A 23,111-nucleotide genomic window follows, 5' to 3' on the forward strand; every position below is an offset into this window, starting at 1 on the left:
GCGGTATGGCGAGAAACAGACTTGTCGAAAAGGCGGGCGGCGGAAGGGGTTTCGGCATCAAGCTGGCGGGCGTGGCCTTCGTGCTGAGCCTGGCCGCGGTGGTCGCGATCGCGCTGACCATGTTCGTGGGCGGATTCACCAGCACCGAGGCGATCTACGTCGACGCACCGCGCGCGGGCCTGGTCATGGACAAGGACGCGAAGGTGAAGATGCGCGGTGTCGAGATCGGCACCGTCCAATCGATCACCTACACCGGCGACGGCGCCCGGCTGCAGCTGGCGATCACGCCGGACCAGCTGAAGCTGGTGCCCTCCAACGCGGGCGTGGACATCGCCTCCACCACGGTGTTCGGCGCCAAGTACGTGAATTTCACGCCGCCGCAACAGCCTTCGGGTGAGTCGCTGCGGCCCGGGCAGACCGTGGACGCGCAGCACGTCACCGTCGAATTCAACACCCTGTTCCAGCAGCTCACGCAGGTGCTGGCAAAGGTGAACCCGGAGAAGCTGAATGCGACGCTGACCGCGCTGGGCACCGCGCTGCAGGGGCGCGGGGACAAGCTGGGGCAGCTGCTGTCCGACAGCGATACCTATTTGAAGGACATCAACCCGAGTCTGCCCGCGCTGCAACGCGATCTGCGCTCGACCGCGGGAGTGGGGAACATCTACGGCGACACGGCCCCGGATCTGTTGCGTACCACCAACAACGCCACGGTTACCAGCAAGAGCATCGTCGATGAGGAGCACAACTTCGACCTGATGCTGGCGAATCTGATCGGCCTGGCCAACACCACGCAGCCGATCCTGACCGACAACCAGAAGCCCTTGGTGACGGCGCTGGATCTGTTGCGGCCCACCACGGACCTGCTCTATCAGGACCGCGCCTCGCTGCCGTGCGTCATCAACGCGTTCGGCGACAACTGGGCGCTGTACCAGCGGATCTTCGGCGGCACCGGACAGGGCCTGCTCCTGGACGCGGGCTTCATGCCGGGCGGCGAGCCGTACCACTATCCGCAGGACCTGCCGAAGGTGAACGCCAGCGGCCCCGTGATCTGCGAGAACCTGCAGAACCGAGTGCCGGGCAGCCACTCCAACTTCCGGGTGTTCGACACCGCCCAGGGTGAGGTGTGGACTCCCGAGCTGCATTGGCACACGAACGGCCCGTCGGTGTTCCAGTTGCTGTTCGCCGGACTGCCGGGGGTGCCGAAGCCATGAGATTCAGACCGCACGCCTCGACCGTCAAGGTCGGGATCTTCACCCTCGTCATGATCGTGGTCCTGGGCTTCCTCGTCGTGATCTTCGATCAGATGCGGTTCTCCAGCGAGACCGGATTCCACGCGGTGTTCAGCAATTCCTCCGGCATGCTGCCGGGCGCGAAGGTGCGCATCGCCGGTGTGCCGGTCGGGACGGTGACGCGGGTGTACGTCGGCAAGGACGATCTCGCGCACGTGGATTTCGACGTCGACAGCCAGTACCAGCTGCTGCGCAGCACCCACGCGACCATCCGGTACGAGAACCTCGTGGGTGACCGCTACCTGGAACTGCTGGACAGTCCCGGCAGCAATCAGCCGCTGTCCAAGGGTGGCACCATCGGGCTCGACCAGACCAAGCCCGCCCTGGATCTGGACATGCTGCTGGGCGGATTCAAGCCGCTGCTGCGCGGCCTGGACCCCAACCAGGTGAACTCGCTGACGAACGCACTGCTGCAGGTCTTTCAGGGCCAGGGCGGCGCGCTTGTGGCCCTGCTGAACAGCGGCGGTTCGTTCGCCAAGACGATCGCCGACCGGGATGCACTGATCGGCAACGTGATCACCGACCTGAACACGGTGCTGGGCACGATCGACGCGCACAGCAAGGAATTCGACAGCACGCTGACCGAGCTCCAGCGGCTGATCAGCGGCCTGGCCGCGGACCGGGATCCGATCGGCGCCGCGCTGCCGAAACTGGCCGATGCGACAACCGACCTGACGGGCCTGCTGCGGGAGGCCCGGCCCGATCTGAACCAGAGCTTCAACCAGCTGGGCCGGGTCGCGACCAACCTCGACGATCACTCCGACGAGGTGCAGGCGATTCTCCAGAAGCTGCCGGCGGCATACAAGCAGCTGGTCCGGGTCGGGTCCTATGGATCGTTCATGAACATGTACTTCTGCGGCGGGCAGGCGCTCGCGACCGGTCCGGACGGCAAGCCGTGGGAGATCGATCTGCCGGGCAACCAGACGACCGGAAGGTGCGCGACCAAGTGAGGGAGAACCGGTCACTGATCAACATCGGCATCGTCGGCCTCGTTATGGCAACGGCAATCGCGTTGTCCGCGTTGCAGTTCGACAAGCTTCCGTTCGTACGATCGGGCGCCGATTTCACCGCGTACTTCGCCGATGCCGGCGGGCTGCAGCCCGGGGACGAGGTCCAGGTCGCGGGCGTGCGCTCGGGCAAGATCCAATCGATCAAGCTCGACGGCGCCAAGGTGCTGGTGAAGTTCTCGCTCGACGAGCAGATCCGGCTGGGGAAGGCGACCAGCGCGGCCATCAAGTCGAATACGGTGCTGGGCCGCAAGTCGCTGGCGGTGACGCCGTCGGGCGACGGGGCGATCCGGGTCGACGACACGATTCCGTTGAGCCGCACCACCTCTCCGTACTCGCTCACCGACGCGCTGGGCGACCTGTCCACCACGGTCCAGGGGCTGGACCTGGGCCAGGTGAACAAGACCCTCGACACGCTGTCGCAGACCTTCGCCGACACCCCGGCGCCGCTGCGGTCGGCCCTGGACGGCGTCACGGACCTCTCGCGCAGCCTGAACAAGCGTGACCAGGCCCTGTCCGATCTGCTCGCGCACGCGCAGAACGTCACCAAGGTCCTGGCCGATCGCAAGACTCAGCTCGACGGCCTGCTGGTGGACGGCAACGACCTGCTCGGCGAGCTGAACAACCGGCGTCAGGCGATCAGCCAGCTGATCGTGTACGTCAACGGGGTGGCGCAGCAGCTCACGGGTTTCGTCAACGACAACGAGGCGCTGCTGAAACCCGCACTGGACAAGCTGAACTCGGTGCTGCAACTGCTGCAGAACAACAAGGACAACCTCGACAAGGCCCTGGACGAGGTCGGTCCGTACGCGGCCGCGCTCGGTGAGCAGGTCGGCAGCGGCCCGTATTTCCAGGCGTACGTGTCCAACTGGACGAGTAAGACGCTGCGCATGCTGGTCGACGGACTGGTGTGGCCGCAGCGGCTGCCGCAGACGTTCGGGGAGTACTCGGCCGGCGGGGTCCAGGTCAAGCCTGCACAGGAGGCGCCGCCGCGATGAACGCGATACGCAGCAATATGTCCCGAGTGCCGCGCTGGGTGCGGATCATTGCCGGGGTCCTGGTGGTAGCCCTGGCCGGCTGGGTCGTCTACGGCGCGGTCACCAATATCGGCAAGACGCACATCACCGCGTACTTCCCGTCGACCAACGGCATCTACTCCGGCGACAACGTGGAGATCCTCGGTGTCAAGGTCGGCAGGATCGATTCGATCGAGCCGGGCAAGGACAACGTGAAGGTGACGATGACGGTCGATCGCGGGGTCGACATCCCGGCCGACGCGCGCGGTGTCATCATCTCGCCCTCGCTGGTGTCGGCCCGGTTCGTCCAGCTCGCCCCCGCCTACACCGGCGGCCCGAAGATGCACGACAACGCCGTGATCCCGATCGAGCGCACCGCGGTTCCGGTGGAGTGGGACGACATCAAGGCGGAACTGACCAAGCTGTCCAAGGCCCTCGGGCCCGAGGGCAACGACAAGCAGGGCTCGCTCGGCCGGTTCCTGAACACCGCCGACGCCAACCTCGCCAACGGCAATGCCCAGTCCCTGCGCGACACCCTGCACGAGCTGTCCACCACGCTCGGCACCCTGTCCGACAGCCGCAGCGACCTGTTCGGCACGATTCGCAATCTGCAGCAGCTGGTCGACGTGCTGTCCAAGAGCAACGACCAGATCGTCCAGTTCGGTGGCCGACTGGCCTCGGTCTCCTCGGTGCTGTCCGGGGTATCGACGGATCTCGGCACGGGACTGGACAATTTGGCCTCGGCCATCGCAGACGTCAAGCAGTTCCTGGACGAACGCGGTCCGGCCCTGACCGAGAGCGTGCAGCGGCTGGGCGACGTCACCCAGATCCTGGTCGACAAGAAGTCCAACCTGGAGAACCTGCTGCACGACGCCCCCAACGGGCTGGCGAACTTCTACCAGATCTACAAGCCCGCACAGGGCAGCCTCGCGGGCGACGTCGTCTTCGACAACCTGGCCAATCCGCTTGCGTTCCTGTGTGGTTCGGTGGAGGCGATCGGCGCGGATGATTCCGCGAAGTCCGCGGCGCTGTGCCGGCAGTTCCTGGCGCCCATCGTCAGCTCGCTGACGGTGAATTATCCACCGCTGCTGCTGAATCCGGTCTCCACCCAGGTGGCGTTCCCGAGTCAGCTCGAATTCAGTACCTCTGCTCTCGCGCAGCAGGCGGCCCGTCAAGGCATTCCGGTCAATGTGCCGAACGGCATCAACGGCCTGGCAGTTCCGGAGGCAAGGCGATGAAGATGCGGACGCGAAAGCGCGCTGCCGGCGCGGCGGTCGGGCTCGCGGTGCTGTTGGGCGCCACGGGATGTCAGTGGGACGGCCTGAACACGCTGCCCATGCCCGGCGCGGCCGGAACGGGCGCGGGCTCGTGGCAGGTGCGCATCCAGATGCCGAATGTCACCACCCTCACCCGCAATTCGCCGGTGATGGTCGACGACGTCACGGTCGGCACGGTGACCTCGATCGAGGTCCAGGACTGGCACGCGCTGGTCACCGTCAGCCTCGACAAGGGCGTGCAGCTGCCGGAGAACACCGTGGCCAGCGTGGGCCAGACCAGTCTGCTGGGCAGCAATCACGTCGAACTGGCCGCCCCGACCGACGCCCCGCCGCAGGGACAGCTGAAGAACGGCGACCTCATTCCGCTGGCCCACGCCGGGGTCTACCCGACCACCGAGCAGACGCTGTCGTCGCTGTCGGTGGTGCTCAACGGCGGCGGCATCTCGCAGCTGCAGACCATCACGCACGAGCTGAACGAGACATTCTCCGGGCGCGAGAACAACATTCGCGATCTGATCCCGCAGCTGCAGCAGCTGACGGCGTCGCTGAATCAGCAGACCGGCGACATCATCAACGCGATGAACGGGCTCGATCATTTCGGCGGCGTGCTGGCCCGGCAGAAGGACGACGTGGCCAACGCCATCCAGAACATCCATCCAGCGCTGACGGTGCTGGCCGATCGTCGCCCGACGATCACCAAGACGATCACGTCGCTGGGCGATCTCAGCGCCGTCGTCGATCAGATCATCAACCAGGGCGGGGACAACCTGAAGGCGGAGCTGGCGGATCTGTGGCCGGTGCTGAAGGGCCTCGCCGACACCGGCAACAACCTGACGACCGCGCTGCAGGCGCTGTTCACCTTCCCCTTCCCGGTCTTCCAGATCGACAAGGCGATCAAGGGCGACTTCTTCAACCTCTACGTCACCTACGACGTCACCGCGCCGCGCCTGGACTCGAACTTCCTGACCGGCACGCCGCTCGGCGGCCACTTCGGCGGCGTGCAGGCGAAATACGGTGTCGAGGCCGCGCTGGGCACCTTCGCCGGAACCGGCGGTGTGAAGGGTGATCCCGTGCAGGGACCGCTGCAGGGGCCGCCCAAGCCGGGCATTCCCGGACTGCCGGCGATCCCCGGCCTCCCGTCCATCCCCGGATTGACGGCTCCGACTGCGCCGCAAGGAGGCTCGGGACGATGAAGCTCACCAGATTCGTCCGGACGCAGCTGGTCATCTTCGCGGTGCTGACGCTGGTCGGCATCGTCGTGATGGCCGGGGTGTACGTGCACCTGCCGGCGATGGTTTTCGGCATCGGGCGCTACACCGTGACGGTCGATCTGCCGGCCACCGGCGGGCTGTATCCCACGGCCAATGTGGCCTACCGCGGCACGAACATCGGCAAGGTCGAGAAGGTCGTGCTCACGCCCGACGGCGTCCAGGCAAAGCTGTCGATCAACAGCGATGCCAAGGTGCCCGACAACGTGAACGCCGATATCAAGAGCGTGTCCGCCATCGGCGAGCAGTATGTGGACCTGGTGCCGCCGGCGTCGGCGAGCAGCAGCAATCTCGCCGACGGCGCGGTTATTCCCGCCGACCGCACCCAGCTGCCGCAGGATGTCGGCGCCATGCTCGACCAGGCCAACCGGCTGCTGGTGAGCATCAGCGACACCAAGCTGCAGCAGGTGATCGACGAGGCGTTCACCGCGTTCGACGGCGCCGGCCCGGATCTGGGCAGGTTCATCGACTCCGCCTCGCTGCTGGTGCAGGAGGCGAAGGCGAACACCGCCGAGACCAAGGACCTGCTGGACAAGATCGGTCCCCTGCTGGACACCCAGAATCAGTCGGCCGCGGCGATTCACGAATGGACCCGCGATCTCGCGACCGTGACCGATCAACTGCGCCAACACGATCCGTCGCTGCGCAAGTTGATCGAGCAGACCCCGTCCTCGGCCGAGAAGATCTCCTCGACCTTCCAGGACCTGAAACCGACGCTGCCGATCCTGCTGTCGAATCTGGTCAGCCTCGGTCAGGTCGGCGTCACCTATCACGCTGGGCTGCAACAGGTCCTGGTCGTGTTCCCGCCGTTGATGTCCGCGCTGATGACCGCCGCGAAGAGCGGTACCAACCCCGAAAAGTATGGTGTGCGTGTGGATTTCGCGCTCGGGCTGAACGACCCGGCGGGCTGCCTGACGGGTTTCCTGCCGCCGAGCCAGTGGCGCTCGCCGGCCGACACCACGACCCCCGACACGCCTCCGAACCTGTACTGCAAGGTCGCGCAGAACGCCCCGGAGGCGGTGCGCGGCATCCGCAACTTCCCGTGTGCCGACCATCCCGGCAAGCGGGCGCCCTCGGTGGAGCTGTGCGACGACCCACGCGGTTACGTGCCGCAGGGCCCCAACCTGCCGCCGATCGGCGGAGGGGTGCCCGGCCCGGCCGCGGACCATTCCCCGGCCCCGGCGGCGGCCACCCATCCGGCGTCCTTCGAGAATCGGCAATACGATCCGGGCACCGGTACCTTCCTCGGGCCGGACGGCCGCACCTACCGCGAGGGCGATATCGCCACGAACGGTTCGGGTACAGTGCCGTCCAGTCTGCAGGCGATGTTGGAGGAGCAGCAGCAATGAGCGAGCTTGCGAGCGAATCACGGGCACAGCGTGCTTCGCGCACGACGGAGCCGAGCGCCAGCGAGGCGGAGTCGTGAGCGATGAAGAGCGAGGTGGGAGGCAGCGGCGCCGCGTTGTGCGGGCTGCGGGACCGGCGGCCGAGAGTGTGGAAAAGCCCGCGACACCGGCGGTCGAGCGGGTCGAACCGGTCACGGTGAAGGTCGAGGCCGCCAGTGCCGCGACCACCACTTCCAGCGCGGCGGCGGCAGAGGCGGACTCGTCTGGCAAGGCCGATGCGTCGGCTCCCGTGGATGAGCCCATCGCGGCCGAGGCGCCGACGGTGAAGCTGGAAAGCTCCGAATCGACTGCGGCCGTTGCCGCGGACGATTCCGGCGCCGACAACTCCGACGAATCCGGGGCGGAACTGTGGACGCCGAAGGTCGTCACATCCGAGCCTTCCGATGCCGAATCTGCTTCTCCAGCAAGCGATTCCGAGGATTCGGACGAGCAGTCCGAGAATTCGGGCCGCAAACTCGGCTGGATCGGCTGGATCGCCGCCGCGGTCGCCGCGGTGTCGGCCCTGGTCCTGATCGGCTCCGGCGGTTTCCTCGTCTACCACCAGCATCAGGTGAGCGCGCTGCAGGAGCGGCGCGCGGCCTACGTGCAGACCGCCAAGCAGGTCGTCCTCAACCTCACCGATATCTCCGGCGATACCGCGCCGCAGGATATCGACCGGGTACTGGCGGTGGCCTCGGGCGACCTGAAGGCCGAATACACCCAGCGCAAGGATGCCTACGCACAGGTCATTCAGCAGGCCAAGGTCAAGGCCACCGGTGAGGTCATCGAGGCGGCGATCGAGAGCGAGGATGCGCACAACGCCGTGGTGCTGGTCGCGGCCAAGCAGACGTTGACCAACGCCGGTTCGCCCGACCCGCAGCAGCGTTACTACCGCTTCCGGATCACCGTCGCCCGCGACGATTCCGGGCAGATGACCGGCTCGAAGGTGGAGTTCGTGGCATGACAAACATCAAGAACAATCTGCGCGCCGTTCTGATCGTCTGTGCGGCAATCCTTTTCGTGGGCGCCGGCGTCGTCGGCGGGTTCGCCGGATTCAAGGTGTGGTCCGACCATCAGACCGAGCAGGCGCGCACCCAGTCCGTCGCCGCCGCCCGGCAGAGCGTCGAATCCATGTTCAGCTACGACTACCACAGCGTCGACACCGAACTCCCCAAGATCGGGCCCAGCCTCACGCCCAGCTTCCGCGCCGACTACATGAAGCTGGTGACCGATGTGATCGCCAAGGGCGCCAAGGAAAAGCAGCTCACGGTTCACGCCACCACGCAGGCCACGGGCATCGTCTCCGCGGACCGTTCGCACGCGGTCGTGCTGCTGTACCTGAACCAGGTGACCACCGGTACGGATTCCCCGCAGGGGACCGTGACCCCCAGCCGCGTCCGGGTGAACCTGGAGCGGGACAACGGGCGCTGGCTGGTCGGGAACGTCACCCCGATCTAGGGCACTGGCCGCGGGCCGCGTCAGAAGACCTGCTTGGCCACGAAACGCACGGCCGTCGTGATCGTTCGCCGCCCCGCGTCCAACGACCGGACCAATGCGATCACCGACGATCCGAAGACGACCGCCGGCGAAATGAATGCCCAATCGGTCAGGTTGGCGGTGTCCAGCGTGACCTTCTTCCCCGGCCAGGGGTAGCTGCCTGTGCCTCGCAGCGTGCTGACCACTAGTCCCAGCTGCATGCCCAGATCCTTGTCGGACGAGACCGTCGCCTGCACCTCGCCGATCTTGGTGTAGAGGTAGAACATGTCGATCAGGGCTAGCGCCGTAACCCCCAGCGCCGCACCGGCAACGATGGTGGCGGCCATCGGATTGCCGCTGCGTATCGTCTCCATCGCCGCCAGCACCGCGACGAAGACCAGGACGCTGGCGAGAAGCGCGTATATGCCGTTGACGTGCGCGCCGGGCGCGTTGTACGGCGACCAGAGCGAGAGGTGGCTGGTGCTGGTGGCGATGGTGCCGAAGGCGTCGCAGGTGACCGAGCCGCTCCAGTTTGCGGCCGTCAGCCAGGGTTTGAACATCAGGCAGAAGTACACGATGCATCCCACCGCGGCCAGGGCATAGGGCCAGGTCCGCGCGAACCGTGCGCTGTTGGGCGGCATCCCCGCGAACGACGTCGGGGAGGGTGATGGGGGAGTAGCGGCGGCGGGCGGTAGTGCCGCGACGGACTCGGAGGTGGCGGTCCCGGGATTCTCCGTGGCGACGGCGAATTCCTGCGCGGTGGCTGCCGGTGGGGGTTCGACGAGCACCTGCGTGGCGGTGCCGACCGCCTCCCCGGCGGCGATCGTCTGCGTGGCAGTGACGACGGGGCGTGAGGTGGCGCCGGACGTCTGTGGGCGACTGGTGACCGGACGCGAGATGGCGCCCGAGGTCTGCGCGGCGGCGGGGGCCGGGCGCGACGTAGCGCCGGACGCCCTCCAGGGAGTTGGTTTCGTCATCACGACCCGCCTCTACGCATCGTCGGCCGGACACCGGGTGAGCAGCGTGCCGCGGAGCCTCGACATGCCGCGAGTCTCGCCACAGGTGTTGGTAGCCAACAACTTCCGTGGCGTAAAAATCATCGAGATTATTTTTCCACGTCCGGGCGGCGGGTTACTTCCCAACGGTAGGAAGCCTCGGATGAGCTAGGAGATCGCTTCTGGTGTCCGGCTGCGACGCCCCTCAGCGCCCCTGATTCACATCGCTGTCCGGATCGGTGTCCATGTCGCTGAGCAACGCGCTGCCGGCCACCCCGTCCTGGGCCAGCGCATCGAGAAACGCCCGCGCCCAGCGGTCGACGTCGTGCGCGAGCACCTGGCGCCGCATCGCCCGCATGCGACGCCGGCGGGTGTCGGCGTCGTCGGTGAGCGCGGAGATGATGGCGTCCTTGACGCTGTCCAGGTCGTGCGGATTGCACAGGTAGGCCTGCCGCAGTTCGGCGGCGGCGCCGGTGAATTCGCTCAGCACCAGCGCGCCGTTGAGTCCGCTGTGGCTGGCGACGTACTCCTTGGCGACCAGATTCATCCCGTCGCGCAGCGGGGTCACCAGCATGGCGTCCGCGGCCACGAAGAAGGCCAGCAACTCGTCCCGGGGGATCGGCCGGTGCAGGTAGTGCACCACCGGATATCCGACGCGCCCGTACTCGCCGTTGATGCGGCCCACCTGACGCTCGATGTCCCCGCGCATCTGGATGTAGCTGTCCACGCGCTCGCGGCTGGGCGTGGCCAGCTGCACCATCGTCGTCTCGGACGGATCGATGCGGCCCTCGCGCAGCAGCTCCTCGAGCGCGGCCAGGCGGATATCGATGCCCTTGGTGTAATCGAGTCGATCCACGCCCAGCAGAATGTATTTGGGATTGCCCAACTCCGCGCGGATCTGCATGGCCCGCTCGCGCACGCTGCGCCGCCGGGACTGCTCGTCCAGCTCGGCCGAGGCGATGGAGATCGGGAACGCGCCCACCCGCACCGTCCGGAAACCTACCTGCACGACACCGAGTTTCGAGCGCACGCCGACCGTGCCGCGCGAAGTCGGCTGTCCGGCAAGACGTCTGGCCAGGTACAGGAAGTTCTGTGCGCCGCCGGGCAGATGGAAGCCGATCAGATCGGCGCCCAGCAGCCCCTCCACGATCTCCCGCCGCCACGGCATCTGCATGAACAGCTCCACCGGCGGGAACGGGATGTGCAGGAAGAAGCCGATGGTCAGATCCGGGCGCAGCATGCGCAGCATCTTCGGCACCAGTTGGAGCTGATAGTCCTGCACCCAGACCGTCGCGCCCTCGGCGGCCACCTTCGCGGTGAATTCGGCGAATCGGCGGTTGACCTCGACATAGGCGGTCCACCAGTGCCGCCGGTACTCCGGGCGCACGATCACGTCGTGATAGAGCGGCCACAGGGTGGCGTTGGAGAAACCCTCGTAGTAGTCGGAGACCTCGTCGGCCGTGAGCGGGACCGGATACAGCTCCAGGCCGTCCTCGATGATGGGGTCGATATCGACGTCCGGGACCCCGGCCCAGCCGACCCAGGCGCCGTTGTTGTTGCGCAATACCGGTTCCAGCGCGGTGACCAGGCCGCCGGGGCTGCGCTTCCACCGTGTCGTGCCGTCCGGCAGACGCTCGAGGTCGACCGGCAACCGGTTGGCGACGACGACGAAACCCGATCCCGCGCCCTGCGCGGCGCCGGGGTGCGTGGCGGCCTCGGCGCCCGGTCTGTACGGGTCGGTCGGGGTGGCGCTCATCTGGTCCATTGCTGGATACTCCGGTCTGCCGGGGGCAGGATAAGCCCTTGTGTAGTTGTGGCGAAAGGAACGTGCCGGTTATTCGCCGCGTCCGCTGGGCCCGATGCCCAGCATCGACAGCAGCATGCGGCACTCGTCCGCGTCCTCAGCGTAGGCGGCGACGACGCGCTGAGCCTGTCGAGCGGTCTCGTCGGCGAGCGGTTCCAGATCGTCGTCCGCGATGTCGTTGGCGCCCTTCGCGGCCATCATCATCGTCCTCTCAGGTCGAATTCGGAGCTTTCTCACAGGTGTAGAACGCCCATGGTATCCGGCCCCGGTATCGGTGCAGTTCGGTCGGTCCATACCGGGGCCCAACCGCAATCCGGGGAGATGGGCCGGTGAAACATCAGCACACCGCCGACCTATACCGTGAGAAATCAGGCAAGCGTCGAGGAAAGGGGCTCCAGCATCATGCCGTTGGCCACGGTGAACGGAATCGCACTGAACTATTCGGTGAAGGGGGACAAAGCCAAGGGCACCGATATCAAGGGCGCCGCTCCGCTGGTCGTGCTGATCATGGGCACCGGGAGCGGGGGCCGGGTCTGGGAACTGCACCAGGTTCCCGCGCTGGTCGCGGCCGGATACCGGGTGTGCACCTTCGACAATCGCGGCATCGCGCCGTCCTTCGAGGCCGCCTCCGGGATGCACATCGACGATCTGGTGCGCGACACCGCCGCGCTGATCGAATTCCTGGACGAGGGCCCGGCGCTGGTCGCGGGCACCTCGATGGGTGCGCGGGTGGCGCAGGAACTCGCGCTGGCCCGCCCCGACCTGGTGCGCAAGGCGGTCTTCATGGCCGGGCACGGGCGGCTGGACCAGTTCCAGAAGACGCTGTCGCTGGGGGAGCACGAACTCGACGCCAGCGGGGTGCGGCTGCCCGCCAAGTACGAGGCCGCGCTGACCGCGGTGATGAACCTGTCCCCGGCCACCCTCGCGAACGCGGATTCCGCGCGCGACTGGCTGGACCTGTTCGAATTCACCGGCGGGCCGGTCAGCCCCGGGATCCGGGCGCAGCGGGCCATGGATCACGACTTCGACCGGCTGCAGGCCTATCGCGGCATCAAGGTGCCGTGCCTGTCGATCGGATTCGCCGACGACCGGATGATTCCGCCGTACCTGTCGCGCGAGCTGGCTCAGGTCATCCCCGCCGCCCGTTATCAGGAGATTCCCGATGCCGGGCATTTCGGATACCTGGAACGTCCCGAGGCCGTGAACAAGGTGCTGCTGGAGTTCTTCGCGGACTGAACCCGCCCGCGCCGCGGCCGCCAAGTCCGCATTGTGCGGGGCTTTCCGTGCATTTCCGGCCCGATGTCTGTCAGGTTGCTGTTGCCGGGGCGGTAGCCCCCGACACGTAACGCTCTCCTTGCTAGGGTCGACAGTATGGATGGGCCAGTTCCGCATGGACGTCCCGTCAGCGTTGTTCGTACCCAAAGCGCGTTCCCATACACACGACGCCAGTATCAGTGAGGTGAAATGAGCACCAACCCCTTCGACGACGAGGACGGCCGCTTCTTCGTTCTGGTCAACGACGAGGAGCAGCATTCCCTGTGGCCGTCCTTTGCGGAGGTTCCGGCCGGTTGGCGGGTCGTGTTCGGTGAGGACAGCCGGGCCGCCTGCGTCGAATACGTCGAGAAGAACTGGACGGACATGCGTCCCAAGAGCCTGCGCGACGCCATGGCCGCGGACGACGCGGCCCGCCAGGGCACCCAGTCCTGATCGCGGTTCGATACCGCCAGGGACCGGCAGACCGGTGACCGCAGGCCCCCTCCTGCGGTCACCGCGCCCGCTCCCGCCCCGCTGAACGCGGGTTTTTTCGCCCAGCCGGTCTCCCGGTTATGATGGGCAACGCTTTTCTATGCCTCCTTAGCTCAGTGGTAGAGCACCGCTCTTGTAAAGCGAAGGTCGTCAGTTCAATCCTGACAGGGGGCTCCACCCGAACGTCCGAAATCGCTTGCGCACAGCGCTGGCGGACCTCGGCCGATCAGCCCGGGGCGCCGTCGTCCTCCGGACGGATCCGGGGCGGAGGGGTGCGATTCGAGCGCGCGAACTGGCCGGGGGTCTGGCCGCTCCGGTCGCGGAATGCCGCCGCGAAGGCCGACACGCTGGAGTAGCCGAGGCGGCTTGCGACCGTGCCGACGGTGCAGCCCGTGGCCAGCAGTTCCTCGGCCAGGATTCCCGTTGTCTCGCAAGCCAGTTCGCGGAACGTGGTGCCCTCGTCGGCGAGCCGGCGGCGCAGCGTGCGCACGCTCATGTGCAGGTCCGCCGCGATCGCCGATTGATCGACAACCCGGCCGTTCCGGATGAGCAGCGCGCGTACCTGCCCGGACAGGCCCGTGCGGGTACGGCGGCTTTCGACGATCTGCTCGCACATCTGCTCGTACTGCCGCCGCATGATCGAATTCGCCTGTGGCATAGGACGGTGCAGGTCCGCGGCGTCCAGTGCCACGATGTTCGCGGGCTGGTCGAACGCGATCTCGCGGATGCCGAGCAGCTTTCCGACCGCCTCGTAGACCGGGGCGTACGACAGCGTCGTCTCGAGCCGATTGGCGACGATGTCCCAGCTCAACAGGTCGCGCTGGACCGTGCGCATCACTGCCAGGTCGCGCTCGATCGCGAACCGGCGCACCCGGGCGGGCGCGGCCTCGGCGTCGAGGGCCACCAGCACCTCGGTATCGACGTCGGCGAGGGAGAGCCGGGTGTAGGCGAAGGACAGATCGGCATAGTGAACCCAGAGCTCGATCATCTCGCGCACGGTCGAGCAACTGCTCAGCGCGATCCCGAGGCTGCCCAGCATCGGCAGGCGCACCGAGAAACCGGCCAGCAGGCCCAGCCCCGGCTCGTCACCGGACGTGGCGAGGATGTTGCCGATGATCCCGAATTCCTGCGCTATGTCGATCTCGACGCCCGGGTCCTCCAGATCGCGCTCGCGCAGGTCGGTACCGGCCAGCGCCGCGGCACGAGTCATGCCTCGGCTAACGGCGAAGTCGACCAGCGTCGCCGCGCTGTGAATCGAACGCACACACCAGGAATCGTCGAGCATGACGCAGATGATCCCCCAATCTCCAGCACCCTCAACATGTATAGGCAATCATGCAGCTACTTCAACTGACTGCGGGCGTGTCGCTCCGGGTCAAGCCGGAGTGCATGGTTGGCCGCAATTCGCAGAAATGTGACCGACAACCAACACTCGAAGGGTACGCCATTTGGGCACGCCCGGAACCGATTTCCGGGCCGGAACTCGGCGCCGGCGGTGGACCGCCGGGTGCTTCGGGAGTATCGCTGACAAGTTGCGAAGATCCCGATCGGTATGGTTTTTGATGCTGATCGCCATGGCCGACAAGTTCCGGCAGGCCGAGGACCTCACGAACGCGACCGTCGACGTGTAGCCGCGCCCAGCGGCTACACGGTGCCCGGCGTCCGGTCTTCCGGATTCGACACGCCTTCCGAACACGCCGGTGCGATGGGCGCTACCCCTCGATACGGGTCCGAAGCGGCTGCTCACCGGGCCTTCTCATCGAAGTTTCAGATCGCTCGCAGGAAACTCCCAGTCAACGTTCAGCGAGTTCGAGCCTGCATGGAGGACGATGGCCTGCATGAACGGTGTGCCAGCGGATCGGACCCCTGAGGCCAGGATTCTGGTCGTCGACGATGAGCCCATGATCGTCGAGCTGCTGTCGGTGAGCCTGCGATATCAGGGCTTCGAGGTGGCGGCCGCCAACAACGGGGCCGAGGGCCTGGACAAGGCCAAGACCTTCCGTCCCGACGCGCTCATCGTCGATGTGATGATGCCGGGCATGGACGGGTTCGGGCTGCTGCGGCGGCTGCGGGCGGACGGCATCGAGTCGCCCGTGCTGTTCCTCACCGCCCGCGACGAGGTGGAGGACAAGGTCACCGGCCTCACCCTCGGCGCCGACGACTACGTCACCAAGCCCTTCAGCCTCGAGGAGGTGGTGGCGCGGTTGCGGGTGATTCTGCGCCGCTCCGGTCACGCGGTCGAGGAGCGCAAATCCTCGCGGATCCGGTTCGAGGACATCGAGCTCGACGACGACACGCACGAGGTGTGGAAGGCGGGGGAGCCGGTGTCGCTGTCCCCGACGGAGTTCACGCTGCTGCGGTATTTCATGGTGAACGCCGGCACGGTGCTGAGCAAGCCGCGCATCCTGGACCACGTGTGGCGCTACGACTTCGGCGGCGAGGTCGGCGTGGTCGAGACGTACGTCTCCTACCTGCGCAAGAAGGTGGACACCGGACCGGACCGGCTGATTCACACGCTGCGCGGGGTCGGCTACGTGATGCGAGCTCCCAGTCGCAGCAAGTCCGCGGCCAAATGAGCATTCGGCAGCTCGGTGACGAGACTGCCGGCGCCGACCCCATGGCCGATATGCCGCCCGCACCCCGCACCAGACCCTTGCAGGCGGCGCGACGGACTCTGTCGCGGTCGTTCGCGTCGGTGCCGCTGCGGGTGACGCTGGTCGTCGCGCTGGTGGTGCTGGCCGGACTCGGTCTGCTGGTGTCGGGGGTCGTGGTGACCTCAGTGATGAACCGGATCCTGATCGACCGGGTCGACACCCAGATCAGGGACGCGCTCGGCGGATTCGCCAATCCCAGTGCGCAGCCGCCCGAGAGACTGCCCACCCGGCACGGGATGGAGCGGCCGCCGTCGCTGTTCTACGTGCGCGTGCAGGATCCCTCGGGCGTGGTGCGGTTCCAGTTCGGCGCCAACGTCAGCGCCCCCGATATTCCGTCCGATCTCGGGCGTCACCCGAGAACGGTGGGCTCGGTGGGGAATGCGGGTGAGCACTGGCGCGCGGCGCGGCTGACGAACGCCGACGGCGCCAGCGTCGTGGCGCTGCGGCTGCAGGAGACCCAGAACATCGTCGACCGGATGGTCGGCCTCGAGGTCATCGTCGGCGCGCTGGTGTTGCTGGCGCTGGCGGTCGTCGCGCAATTCGTGATCCGGCGCAGCCTGCGTCCGCTGCGCGAGGTGGAGAAGACCGCGTCCGCGATCGCGGGCGGCGATCTGCATCGGCGAGTTCCCGTGCACGGCACCAACACCGAGGTGGATCTGCTGTCGCAGTCGCTGAACGGGATGCTCTCGCAGATTCAGCAGGCCTTCGCCGCCACCGAGGCCTCGGAGGAGGCCGCGCGGCGTTCGGAGGCCAAGATGCGGCGCTTCGTCGCCGATGCCAGCCACGAGCTGCGCACCCCGCTGACCACGATCAAGGGCTTCGCGGAGCTGTATCGGCAAGGGGCACTTGCGGATCCGGAGATGCTCATGAACCGGATCGAGCGCGAGGCGAACCGGATGAGCCTGCTGGTGGAGGATCTGCTGATGCTCGCGCGCCTGGACGCGCAGCGGCCGCTGGAGCGCCGGCCGGTCGATCTGCTGGCGCTGGCCAGCGATGCGGTGCACAATGCGCGTGCGGTCGACGCCGCGCAGCGACCGGAGGGGCCACCGCGGCCCATCGATATCGAAATCCGTTCGGGTGAAGGCACTCTGGAGATATCCGGCGACGAGGCGCGGCTGCGCCAGGTGCTGGGAAATCTGCTCAACAATGCGCTCATCCACACCCCGCACGACGCCGCGGTGACCGTCCGGCTGACCCCCGCGTCCGAGGAGGTGCTGCTCGAGGTCGCCGACGCCGGTCCCGGGCTGCCGCCCGGCGAAGCCGAGCGACTGTTCGAGCGCTTCTACCGTGCCGACGCCTCCCGCACCCGCGATACCGGCGGCACCGGGCTGGGCCTGTCCATCGTCCAGGCGCTGGTCACCGCGCACGGCGGCCGCGTCGGATGCGCGAGCGCGCCGGGCGAGGGCACCGTGTTCTCGGTGCACCTGCCCCGCGAGGCGCCCTGAGGCGTCTACTTTCGTTTACTCTGGGACGTTGGCGCCGTAGCCGAGGTTGCGCAGGGCCTGCTTGATCTTGGCCTGAGCCTCGTCGAGGGATTCCTTGCTCGGGTCCGGATCCGCGCCGGAGATGTTGAAGTCCCCGAGCGAGAAGGCGGGGAACACGTGCAGATGCAGGTGCGGCACCTCGAGCCCGGCGATCAGCAGGCCCGCGCGCGGCGCGTCCCAGGCCGCGCGCACTGCCTGCCCGATCTTCTGGGCGACCGCGTTGATCCGCGCGAACGCCTCCGGATCCAGGTCCTGCCACTGGTCGATCTCCCGGCGCGGGACCACGAGCGTATGGCCCTGGGTGATCGGATTGATGGTCAGAAAGGCGACGAATTCGTCGTCCTCCCACACGAATCGCCCTGGCAGCTGGCCGGCAATGATCGCGCTGAAAACGGAAGCCATGCCGGGGACATTACGCCCCGGGGCCCCGGGGTCATCCGATCGTCCGATCGTCCGCGCCGATGCCTGCGTCACGGGAATCGCGCGTCCCCTAAGCTGTGCTGCGTGCGCGTACTCGTCATCGGTTCAGGAGCTCGTGAACACGCCCTGGTCGTCGCCCTGCGCCGGGATCCGGGGGTCACGGCGATCTGCGCCGCGCCCGGCAATCCGGGTATCGCCCAGCAGGCGCAGGTGCGGCCGGTCGATCCGACCAGTGCCGAATCGGTCGTGGGCCTGGCCACCGACTACGAGGCGGATCTGGTGGTGATCGGCCCCGAGGTGCCGCTGGTGCTCGGCATCGCCGACGCGGTGCGGGCGGCCGGTATCGCCTGTTTCGGCCCGTCAGCCGCGGCCGCCCGGATCGAGGGCTCCAAGGCCTTCGCCAAGGACGTGATGGTCGCGGCGGGGGTGCGCACCGCACACAGCGAGATCGTCGACCATCCCGGTGAACTGGACGCTGCGCTGGATCGCTTCGGCCCGACCTGGGTGGTCAAGGACGACGGCCTGGCCGCCGGCAAGGGCGTGGTGGTGACCACCGATCGCTCCGCCGCCCGCGACCACGGCGCCGAGCTCCTCGAACAGGGACATCCGGTGCTGTTGGAGTCGTTCCTCGACGGTCCCGAGGTATCGCTGTTCTGCCTGGTCGACGGCGAGACCGTGATACCGCTGCTGCCCGCGCAGGATCACAAGCGGGTCGGTGACGGCGACACCGGGCCCAACACCGGCGGCATGGGCGCCTATACCCCGCTGCCGTGGCTGCCCGCCGACTCGCTGCGCGAGATCGTCGAGGACGTGGTGAAACCCGTTGCGGCCGAGATGGTCCGGCGCGGGGTTCCGTTCTCGGGCCTGCTGTACGCCGGACTCGCGATGGGCCAGGCCGGGCCCGCGGTGATCGAATTCAATTGCCGCTTCGGCGATCCCGAGACCCAGGCGGTGCTGGCGCTGCTGGACAGCCCGCTGGGCGAGCTCCTGAATGCCACCGCCACGGGCACCCTCGCGCGGGTGCAGGCCCCGCGCTGGCGGGACGGTTCGGCGATCACGGTGGTGCTGGCGGCGGAGAACTATCCGGGCCGCCCGCGCACCGGCGATCTGATCGCCGGGGTGGAGGCCGTGGAGCCGAATACCGAAGTACTGCATGCCGGTACGGCCCAGCGCGCGGGCGGCGGCCTGATCTCCGCGGGCGGCCGCGTGCTGAACGTGGTGGCCACCGGCGCCGATCTCACCGAGGCCCGCGCCCGCGCCTACGAGCGCATTACCAAGATCAAACTGCCGGGCAGCCACTACCGCACGGATATCGCCCTGCCCGCCGTCGAGGATCGGATCGCGCTGCCGACGCGGGTCTGAACGTCGCGCTGCCCATCAGGGTCTGAATGCGGCGCGCCGCCCACTCGGGTCTGAATGCGCGGCGCTGCCCACTCGGGTCTGAATGCGTTGCGCTGCCTGCGTGCGTCCGAATGCGTTGCGCTACTTGCCCGGTTCCGAATGCCGCGCGTTGCCCAACCTGGGTGTGGGTGCATCGTGTTTCCCGCCGGGGTGTGAATGCGTAGCCCTGCTTGTCCCGGGTCCGAATGCGCCGGGTCCTGAGGGTCACGCTGCGTCAGGTGATCGTGATCCCGTGAAAGGCCAACCAGGGCAGGGGATCTACGTGCTGGCCGTTGACGAGGATCTCGAAGTGCAGGTGCGGGCCCGTGGAGTCGCCGCGGTTGCCGACGCGCGCGATCTGCTGACCGGCGCGCACGCGCTGGCCGACTGAGACCGAGAAGTCGTACATGTGGCCGTATACCGAGATGGTGCCGTCGTCGTGGCGGATGCGCACCCACAGTCCGAAACCCTGTGCGGGGCCCGCGTCGATCACGGTGCCGGCGGCGACGGCGTAGATGGGTGACCCGATCGGGGCGGCGATATCGATGCCGTAATGGAAACCGCCCCAGCGCATTCCGTAGCCCGAGCTGAACACCCCGCGGGCGGGCAGCGCGTAACCGCCGAGGGTGGATTCGATGCCGCCAGGCAGCGAGGCGGCGGCGCCGTCGCCGAGCCACGGCGCGGCCTGGCCCGCCACCGCCGCGGCCGCCTCGGCCTTGGCGCGGTCCAGGGTGGCCTGTGAGGCCGCGGCCACCACCTCCTGCTCGCGCAGCCGCTCGCCGTTGTCGATGGCCGCCAGATCCCGTTCGCTGGTCTCCGGATCGGCCTGGACCTGCAGCGGGTATGCGACCGGAATCCGTTGTGCCGTACCAAGTGTCGGTGTGCTATCCACCTGTCGCGGCGGGACGGCGTCCGCGGCCGCGAACAGAGCCACGACCGCGATGCCGCCGACCAGTACCCGGTGCCCGAGCACCCAGGCGCGCCCGTCGGACCAGCGGGCCTGTACGTCCTCGCGCCAATCCCGGCGCAGCAATGCCCGCGCGCCCGCCACGCGACCCGGCAGCCCGTGCAGCGAGGCGACTGCCCGGGTTCGAAATCCGCGTGCCGAGGCGAGGGTGCGGGCTCGGAATCCGCGCAACGAGGCGGCGATCCGGGCCCGGACGCCGCGTCGCCCGGGCTCCTGTCGCATCCGGCCCCCGGTGGCTCCGCGAAACCAGGTTCGCGCCCGGAGACGACGCCTTCGTCCTCGTCCGGCCGATCGCTCTCGCTCCAGCTCTACGCGCCAGTCGGGCCGGACGATGGTCCGACTCCCCTCTGGGATCTTGGTGCGCGCCCGGGAAGGCATTGGCCGACGATAACAGGGCGGTTGTCCGGATCACGGTTGGCGCGGCCACCGGATGGGCGGATCTGTGACGGTGCTCTCACGCCGCGCGGGAGCCCGTTTGCCCAGGTAGCCTCGCTCGGCAATAGGTATTACATCGTCGTGTAGGGAATTCTCGTGGGCACCATCGTCACCTCGTTCGGCAGCATTTTCTCCCTCCTGGGCCACTTTCTCGAGCAGCAGGGAATCCTGCATCACCGCTGATACTCAGCCCGGCTAGCGGCCGCTGGGCGCATGCGGTATCGGCGCGTGCTTTACCGTCATCGGGTGCGCAGTGAATCTCGTCGGTCGACCGTTCCGTCCTTTTACGTCATGGATGTGTGGAAGGCGGCCGCCGCGCGTGCCCGCACCCACGGCGATGTGATTGTGCTGGCCGCCGGGCAGCCCTCGACCCCGGCGCCGGCCCCGGTGCTGCGCGCCACGAAGGCCGCCCTCGATGCCGAATTGCTCGGATACACAGAGACTTTCGGCACTCTCGAGCTGCGCGAGGCGATCGCCGCGCACCACCGCGACGGGTACGGCATCGAGGTGGATGCCGACGATGTGGTGGTCACCACCGGATCATCGGGCGCCTTCACCCTGATCTTCCTTGCCGCCTTCGATGTCGGCGACACCGTGGTGGTGGCCCGGCCGGGCTATCCGGCATACCGGAATACGCTGTCCGCCTTGGGGTGTCGCGTCGTCGAGCTCGACTGCGGCGCGCAGACCCGCTTCCAGCCGACGGTGGCGATGCTCGAGGCGCTGCCGGAACCGCCCGCGGGCCTGATCGTGGCGAGCCCGGCGAATCCGACCGGGACCATGATCGCCCCCGACGAGCTGGCCGCGCTGGCCCGCTGGTGCGACGCGCACGGCACGCTGCTGATCTCCGACGAGATCTACCACGGGATTTCCTACGACGGCTCGACGCCGACCGCGTGCGCCTGGGAGACCTCGCGGGAATCGGTGGTCATCGGTTCGGTGTCGAAGTACTTCTCCATGACAGGCTGGCGGCTGGGCTGGATGCTGGTGCCGCCGGGATTGCGCCCAGCCTTACAGCGGCTGGCCTCGAATATGACGGTGTGCCCGCCCGCAGTCTCCCAATATGCCGCGGTTCACGCCTTCGATCCCGAATCGCGGCGCGAACTCGACGGCCACGTGCGCCGCTACGCGCGGAACCGTGCGCTGCTGCTCGAGGGCCTGCCCAAGCTGGGCATCACCGAGCTGGCGCCCGCCGACGGCGCCTTCTACGCCTACGCCGACATCGCGCACCTCACCGACGACTCGACCCGCTGGTGCGCGGACGTGCTGGCGCACACGGGCGTCGCGCTGGCGCCGGGAATCGACTTCGACACCGTGAATGGAACCCACACGGTGCGCATGTCCTTCGCCGGCGCGACGGCCGATATCGAGGAGGCGCTGGTGCGGCTGGGCCGCTACCTGGACGCTTGATAGGGTGCCTGAACCGGATTGTCCCGCAAAGACTTTCCGCACTCTCCCACCTGAGGGCCGCGGATGCGGTAGAAAAACTGTGGTTGTGTATTCAACACCGCTTGCACATTCGCCCCACTCAACTGGATTGTCACAGATCGCACCGATTTGGCACGGATGAACCGATGATGACTGGCACGATGACACGGTGATCACCGCGACGACACCGAAAGGTGAAAGGCGTCGCCAAGCGTTGGTCGCGGCCGCCGCCGAGCTGTTACTCGAGGGAGGGTTCGACGCCGTCCGTCACCGCTCGGTGGCCACGCGCGCCGATCTCCCCCTGGCCTCGACGACGTACTACTTCGACTCGCTCGAGGATCTGATCGCGCGCGCGGTCGAATTCAGCGGCAATGCGGAACTCGACGCGATGCGCCGGCGCATCGGCGAGGTGCCGCACCGCCGGCGCGGCGCCGACGCGACCGTCGATCTGATCCTGGACCTGCTGGTCGGCGCCGACGGCCCCGACGAGTACACGCGCGGGCGGCTGATCGCCCGGTACGAGCGTTCGGTTGCCTCGGCGCGGCATCCGGAGCTGCGCGAGGTGCAGCTGCGGCTACGGGGTCAGCTCGAGGAATTGCTGGCCGATGTGTTGCGACGGTCCGATCGGGTGGTGCGCCCCGAACAGCTCCGCAGGCTGGTGGCGATGGTCGACGGCGCGGTGGTCGCGGCCCTCACCGAACTCGATCCGCAGCCGCGGCGGATGGCCCGCGGCGCGCTGCTCGAGCTGATCGACGTGATCGCCCCGCCCGCACCGCAGCACCCGATGCCGCCGCATGCCGCGCAACACGCGATCACGCAGCATCCGGCCGCGCCGCCGCACCGAACGGAATCTGTCCAGCATTGCGGCGAGTCCGTCCAGCATCGCGAATAGATGGTCGGCAGTGGGGTTTGTCGCCCGGCGCCGATTCGAACCGAATCGGTCCGGCATCGCGGCGAGTCGGTCCGGCATCGGGAGTTGCCGTCCGGCGCGGCGTCGCATCGGACCGAGGGCCGCGGGCTCGGGCGGCGTGGCATCGGGGGTGTCAAGGGCGCATCGAACGGTCTCGGCTGTGGCGGCCCGAC

Annotated in this window: 21 protein-coding genes and 1 tRNA gene; 16 read left to right on the plus strand and 6 right to left on the minus strand. The window is 67.8% G+C overall.

From position 1 onward, the window contains the following. Window positions 1-5: 5 nt before the first annotated feature. The 8 genes from KO481_RS06320 to KO481_RS06355 all read left to right on the plus strand — a co-directional run bounded on the left by KO481_RS06320 (window position 6) and on the right by KO481_RS06355 (window position 8,700). The gene (locus KO481_RS06320) at window positions 6-1,211 is read left to right on the plus strand and encodes an MCE family protein (RefSeq protein ID WP_215916063.1); all 1,206 of its coding nucleotides are present in this window, start codon (window positions 6-8) and stop codon (window positions 1,209-1,211) included. Continuing rightward, window positions 1,208-2,239 (plus strand): MCE family protein, encoded by a 1,032-nt coding sequence (locus KO481_RS06325; RefSeq protein ID WP_215916064.1) that lies wholly within the window; start codon window positions 1,208-1,210, stop codon window positions 2,237-2,239. The genes KO481_RS06320 and KO481_RS06325 overlap by 4 nt, the downstream gene beginning before the upstream one ends. Next, window positions 2,236-3,294, plus strand: a complete 1,059-nt coding sequence (locus KO481_RS06330) for an MCE family protein (RefSeq protein ID WP_215916065.1) — start codon at window positions 2,236-2,238, stop codon at window positions 3,292-3,294. Before KO481_RS06325 ends, KO481_RS06330 begins: the two co-directional genes overlap by 4 nt. After that, entirely contained in the window at window positions 3,291-4,550 is a 1,260-nt protein-coding gene (locus KO481_RS06335) for an MCE family protein (RefSeq protein ID WP_245400524.1), read from the plus strand. The genes KO481_RS06330 and KO481_RS06335 overlap by 4 nt, the downstream gene beginning before the upstream one ends. Further along, window positions 4,547-5,782 carry an MCE family protein gene (locus KO481_RS06340; RefSeq protein ID WP_372451927.1) on the plus strand — a complete coding sequence of 412 codons (1,236 nt, stop codon included), beginning with the start codon at window positions 4,547-4,549 and terminating at the stop codon, window positions 5,780-5,782. Before KO481_RS06335 ends, KO481_RS06340 begins: the two co-directional genes overlap by 4 nt. Beyond that, window positions 5,779-7,206 carry an MCE family protein gene (locus tag KO481_RS06345; RefSeq protein ID WP_215916067.1) on the plus strand — a complete coding sequence of 476 codons (1,428 nt, stop codon included), beginning with the start codon at window positions 5,779-5,781 and terminating at the stop codon, window positions 7,204-7,206. Before KO481_RS06340 ends, KO481_RS06345 begins: the two co-directional genes overlap by 4 nt. A 73-nt stretch (window positions 7,207-7,279) precedes the next feature. After that, complete coding sequence (locus KO481_RS06350; protein WP_215916068.1) at window positions 7,280-8,206, plus strand: Rv1363c family protein; 927 nt, start codon at window positions 7,280-7,282, stop codon at window positions 8,204-8,206. Beyond that, window positions 8,203-8,700, plus strand: a complete 498-nt coding sequence (locus KO481_RS06355; protein WP_215916069.1) for an Rv1363c family protein — start codon at window positions 8,203-8,205, stop codon at window positions 8,698-8,700. The genes KO481_RS06350 and KO481_RS06355 overlap by 4 nt, the downstream gene beginning before the upstream one ends. 20 nt (window positions 8,701-8,720) lie before the next feature. On the opposite strand, the gene KO481_RS06360 is transcribed toward KO481_RS06355, so the two are convergent. The 3 genes from KO481_RS06360 to KO481_RS06370 all read right to left on the minus strand — a co-directional run bounded on the left by KO481_RS06360 (window position 8,721) and on the right by KO481_RS06370 (window position 11,721). Next, entirely contained in the window at window positions 8,721-9,695 is a 975-nt protein-coding gene (locus tag KO481_RS06360; protein ID WP_215916070.1) for a hypothetical protein, read from the minus strand. A 223-nt stretch (window positions 9,696-9,918) separates the two neighbouring features. Next, complete coding sequence (locus KO481_RS06365; protein ID WP_215916071.1) at window positions 9,919-11,478, minus strand: alpha,alpha-trehalose-phosphate synthase (UDP-forming); 1,560 nt, start codon at window positions 11,476-11,478, stop codon at window positions 9,919-9,921. A 69-nt stretch (window positions 11,479-11,547) separates the two neighbouring features. Continuing rightward, window positions 11,548-11,721, minus strand: a complete 174-nt coding sequence (locus KO481_RS06370; protein WP_215916738.1) for a hypothetical protein — start codon at window positions 11,719-11,721, stop codon at window positions 11,548-11,550. A 198-nt stretch (window positions 11,722-11,919) separates the two neighbouring features. On the opposite strand from KO481_RS06370, the gene KO481_RS06375 reads away from it, so the two are divergent. The 3 genes from KO481_RS06375 (at window position 11,920) to KO481_RS06385 (ending at window position 13,440) form a co-directional block, all read left to right on the plus strand. Next, window positions 11,920-12,753 carry an alpha/beta fold hydrolase gene (locus tag KO481_RS06375; protein ID WP_215916072.1) on the plus strand — a complete coding sequence of 278 codons (834 nt, stop codon included), beginning with the start codon at window positions 11,920-11,922 and terminating at the stop codon, window positions 12,751-12,753. Between the two features lie 228 nt (window positions 12,754-12,981). Further along, complete coding sequence (locus tag KO481_RS06380) at window positions 12,982-13,224, plus strand: MbtH family protein (RefSeq protein WP_215916073.1); 243 nt, start codon at window positions 12,982-12,984, stop codon at window positions 13,222-13,224. A 141-nt stretch (window positions 13,225-13,365) separates the two neighbouring features. Beyond that, a tRNA-Thr gene (locus KO481_RS06385) sits at window positions 13,366-13,440 on the plus strand. A 49-nt stretch (window positions 13,441-13,489) separates the two neighbouring features. Here the strand turns inward: KO481_RS06385 and KO481_RS06390 are convergent. Beyond that, window positions 13,490-14,548 carry an AraC family transcriptional regulator gene (locus KO481_RS06390; RefSeq protein ID WP_215916074.1) on the minus strand — a complete coding sequence of 353 codons (1,059 nt, stop codon included), beginning with the start codon at window positions 14,546-14,548 and terminating at the stop codon, window positions 13,490-13,492. A gap of 553 nt (window positions 14,549-15,101) precedes the next feature. Between KO481_RS06390 and KO481_RS06395 the strand changes: the two genes are divergently transcribed. Further along, window positions 15,102-15,839: a response regulator transcription factor gene (locus tag KO481_RS06395; RefSeq protein WP_215916075.1), complete on the plus strand. Its 738-nt coding sequence runs from the start codon at window positions 15,102-15,104 to the stop codon at window positions 15,837-15,839. Further along, the gene (locus tag KO481_RS06400; protein ID WP_245400525.1) at window positions 15,836-17,362 is read left to right on the plus strand and encodes a sensor histidine kinase; all 1,527 of its coding nucleotides are present in this window, start codon (window positions 15,836-15,838) and stop codon (window positions 17,360-17,362) included. Before KO481_RS06395 ends, KO481_RS06400 begins: the two co-directional genes overlap by 4 nt. Before the next feature lie 15 nt (window positions 17,363-17,377). Here the strand turns inward: KO481_RS06400 and KO481_RS06405 are convergent, their stop codons facing one another. Next, window positions 17,378-17,803 carry an HIT family protein gene (locus KO481_RS06405; protein ID WP_215916076.1) on the minus strand — a complete coding sequence of 142 codons (426 nt, stop codon included), beginning with the start codon at window positions 17,801-17,803 and terminating at the stop codon, window positions 17,378-17,380. Between the two features lie 102 nt (window positions 17,804-17,905). Here KO481_RS06405 and purD point away from each other — a divergent pair, with 102 nt between their 5' ends. Continuing rightward, entirely contained in the window at window positions 17,906-19,183 is a 1,278-nt protein-coding gene (purD, locus tag KO481_RS06410; protein WP_215916077.1) for a phosphoribosylamine--glycine ligase, read from the plus strand. 253 nt (window positions 19,184-19,436) lie between these two features. On the opposite strand, the gene KO481_RS06415 is transcribed toward purD, so the two are convergent. Beyond that, window positions 19,437-20,390, minus strand: coding sequence for a M23 family metallopeptidase (locus KO481_RS06415; protein WP_215916078.1), 954 nt, complete (start codon window positions 20,388-20,390; stop codon window positions 19,437-19,439). A gap of 459 nt (window positions 20,391-20,849) precedes the next feature. Between KO481_RS06415 and KO481_RS06420 the strand changes: the two genes are divergently transcribed. After that, window positions 20,850-22,010, plus strand: coding sequence for a pyridoxal phosphate-dependent aminotransferase (locus KO481_RS06420; RefSeq protein ID WP_215916079.1), 1,161 nt, complete (start codon window positions 20,850-20,852; stop codon window positions 22,008-22,010). 187 nt (window positions 22,011-22,197) lie between these two features. After that, a complete protein-coding gene (locus KO481_RS06425) occupies window positions 22,198-22,920 on the plus strand; it encodes a TetR/AcrR family transcriptional regulator (RefSeq protein ID WP_215916080.1) in 723 nt (240 codons plus the stop codon). The last annotated feature ends 191 nt before the right edge of the window (window positions 22,921-23,111 follow it).

Source organism: Nocardia albiluteola, from assembly GCF_018860155.1.
Taxonomy (GTDB): domain Bacteria; phylum Actinomycetota; class Actinomycetes; order Mycobacteriales; family Mycobacteriaceae; genus Nocardia; species Nocardia albiluteola.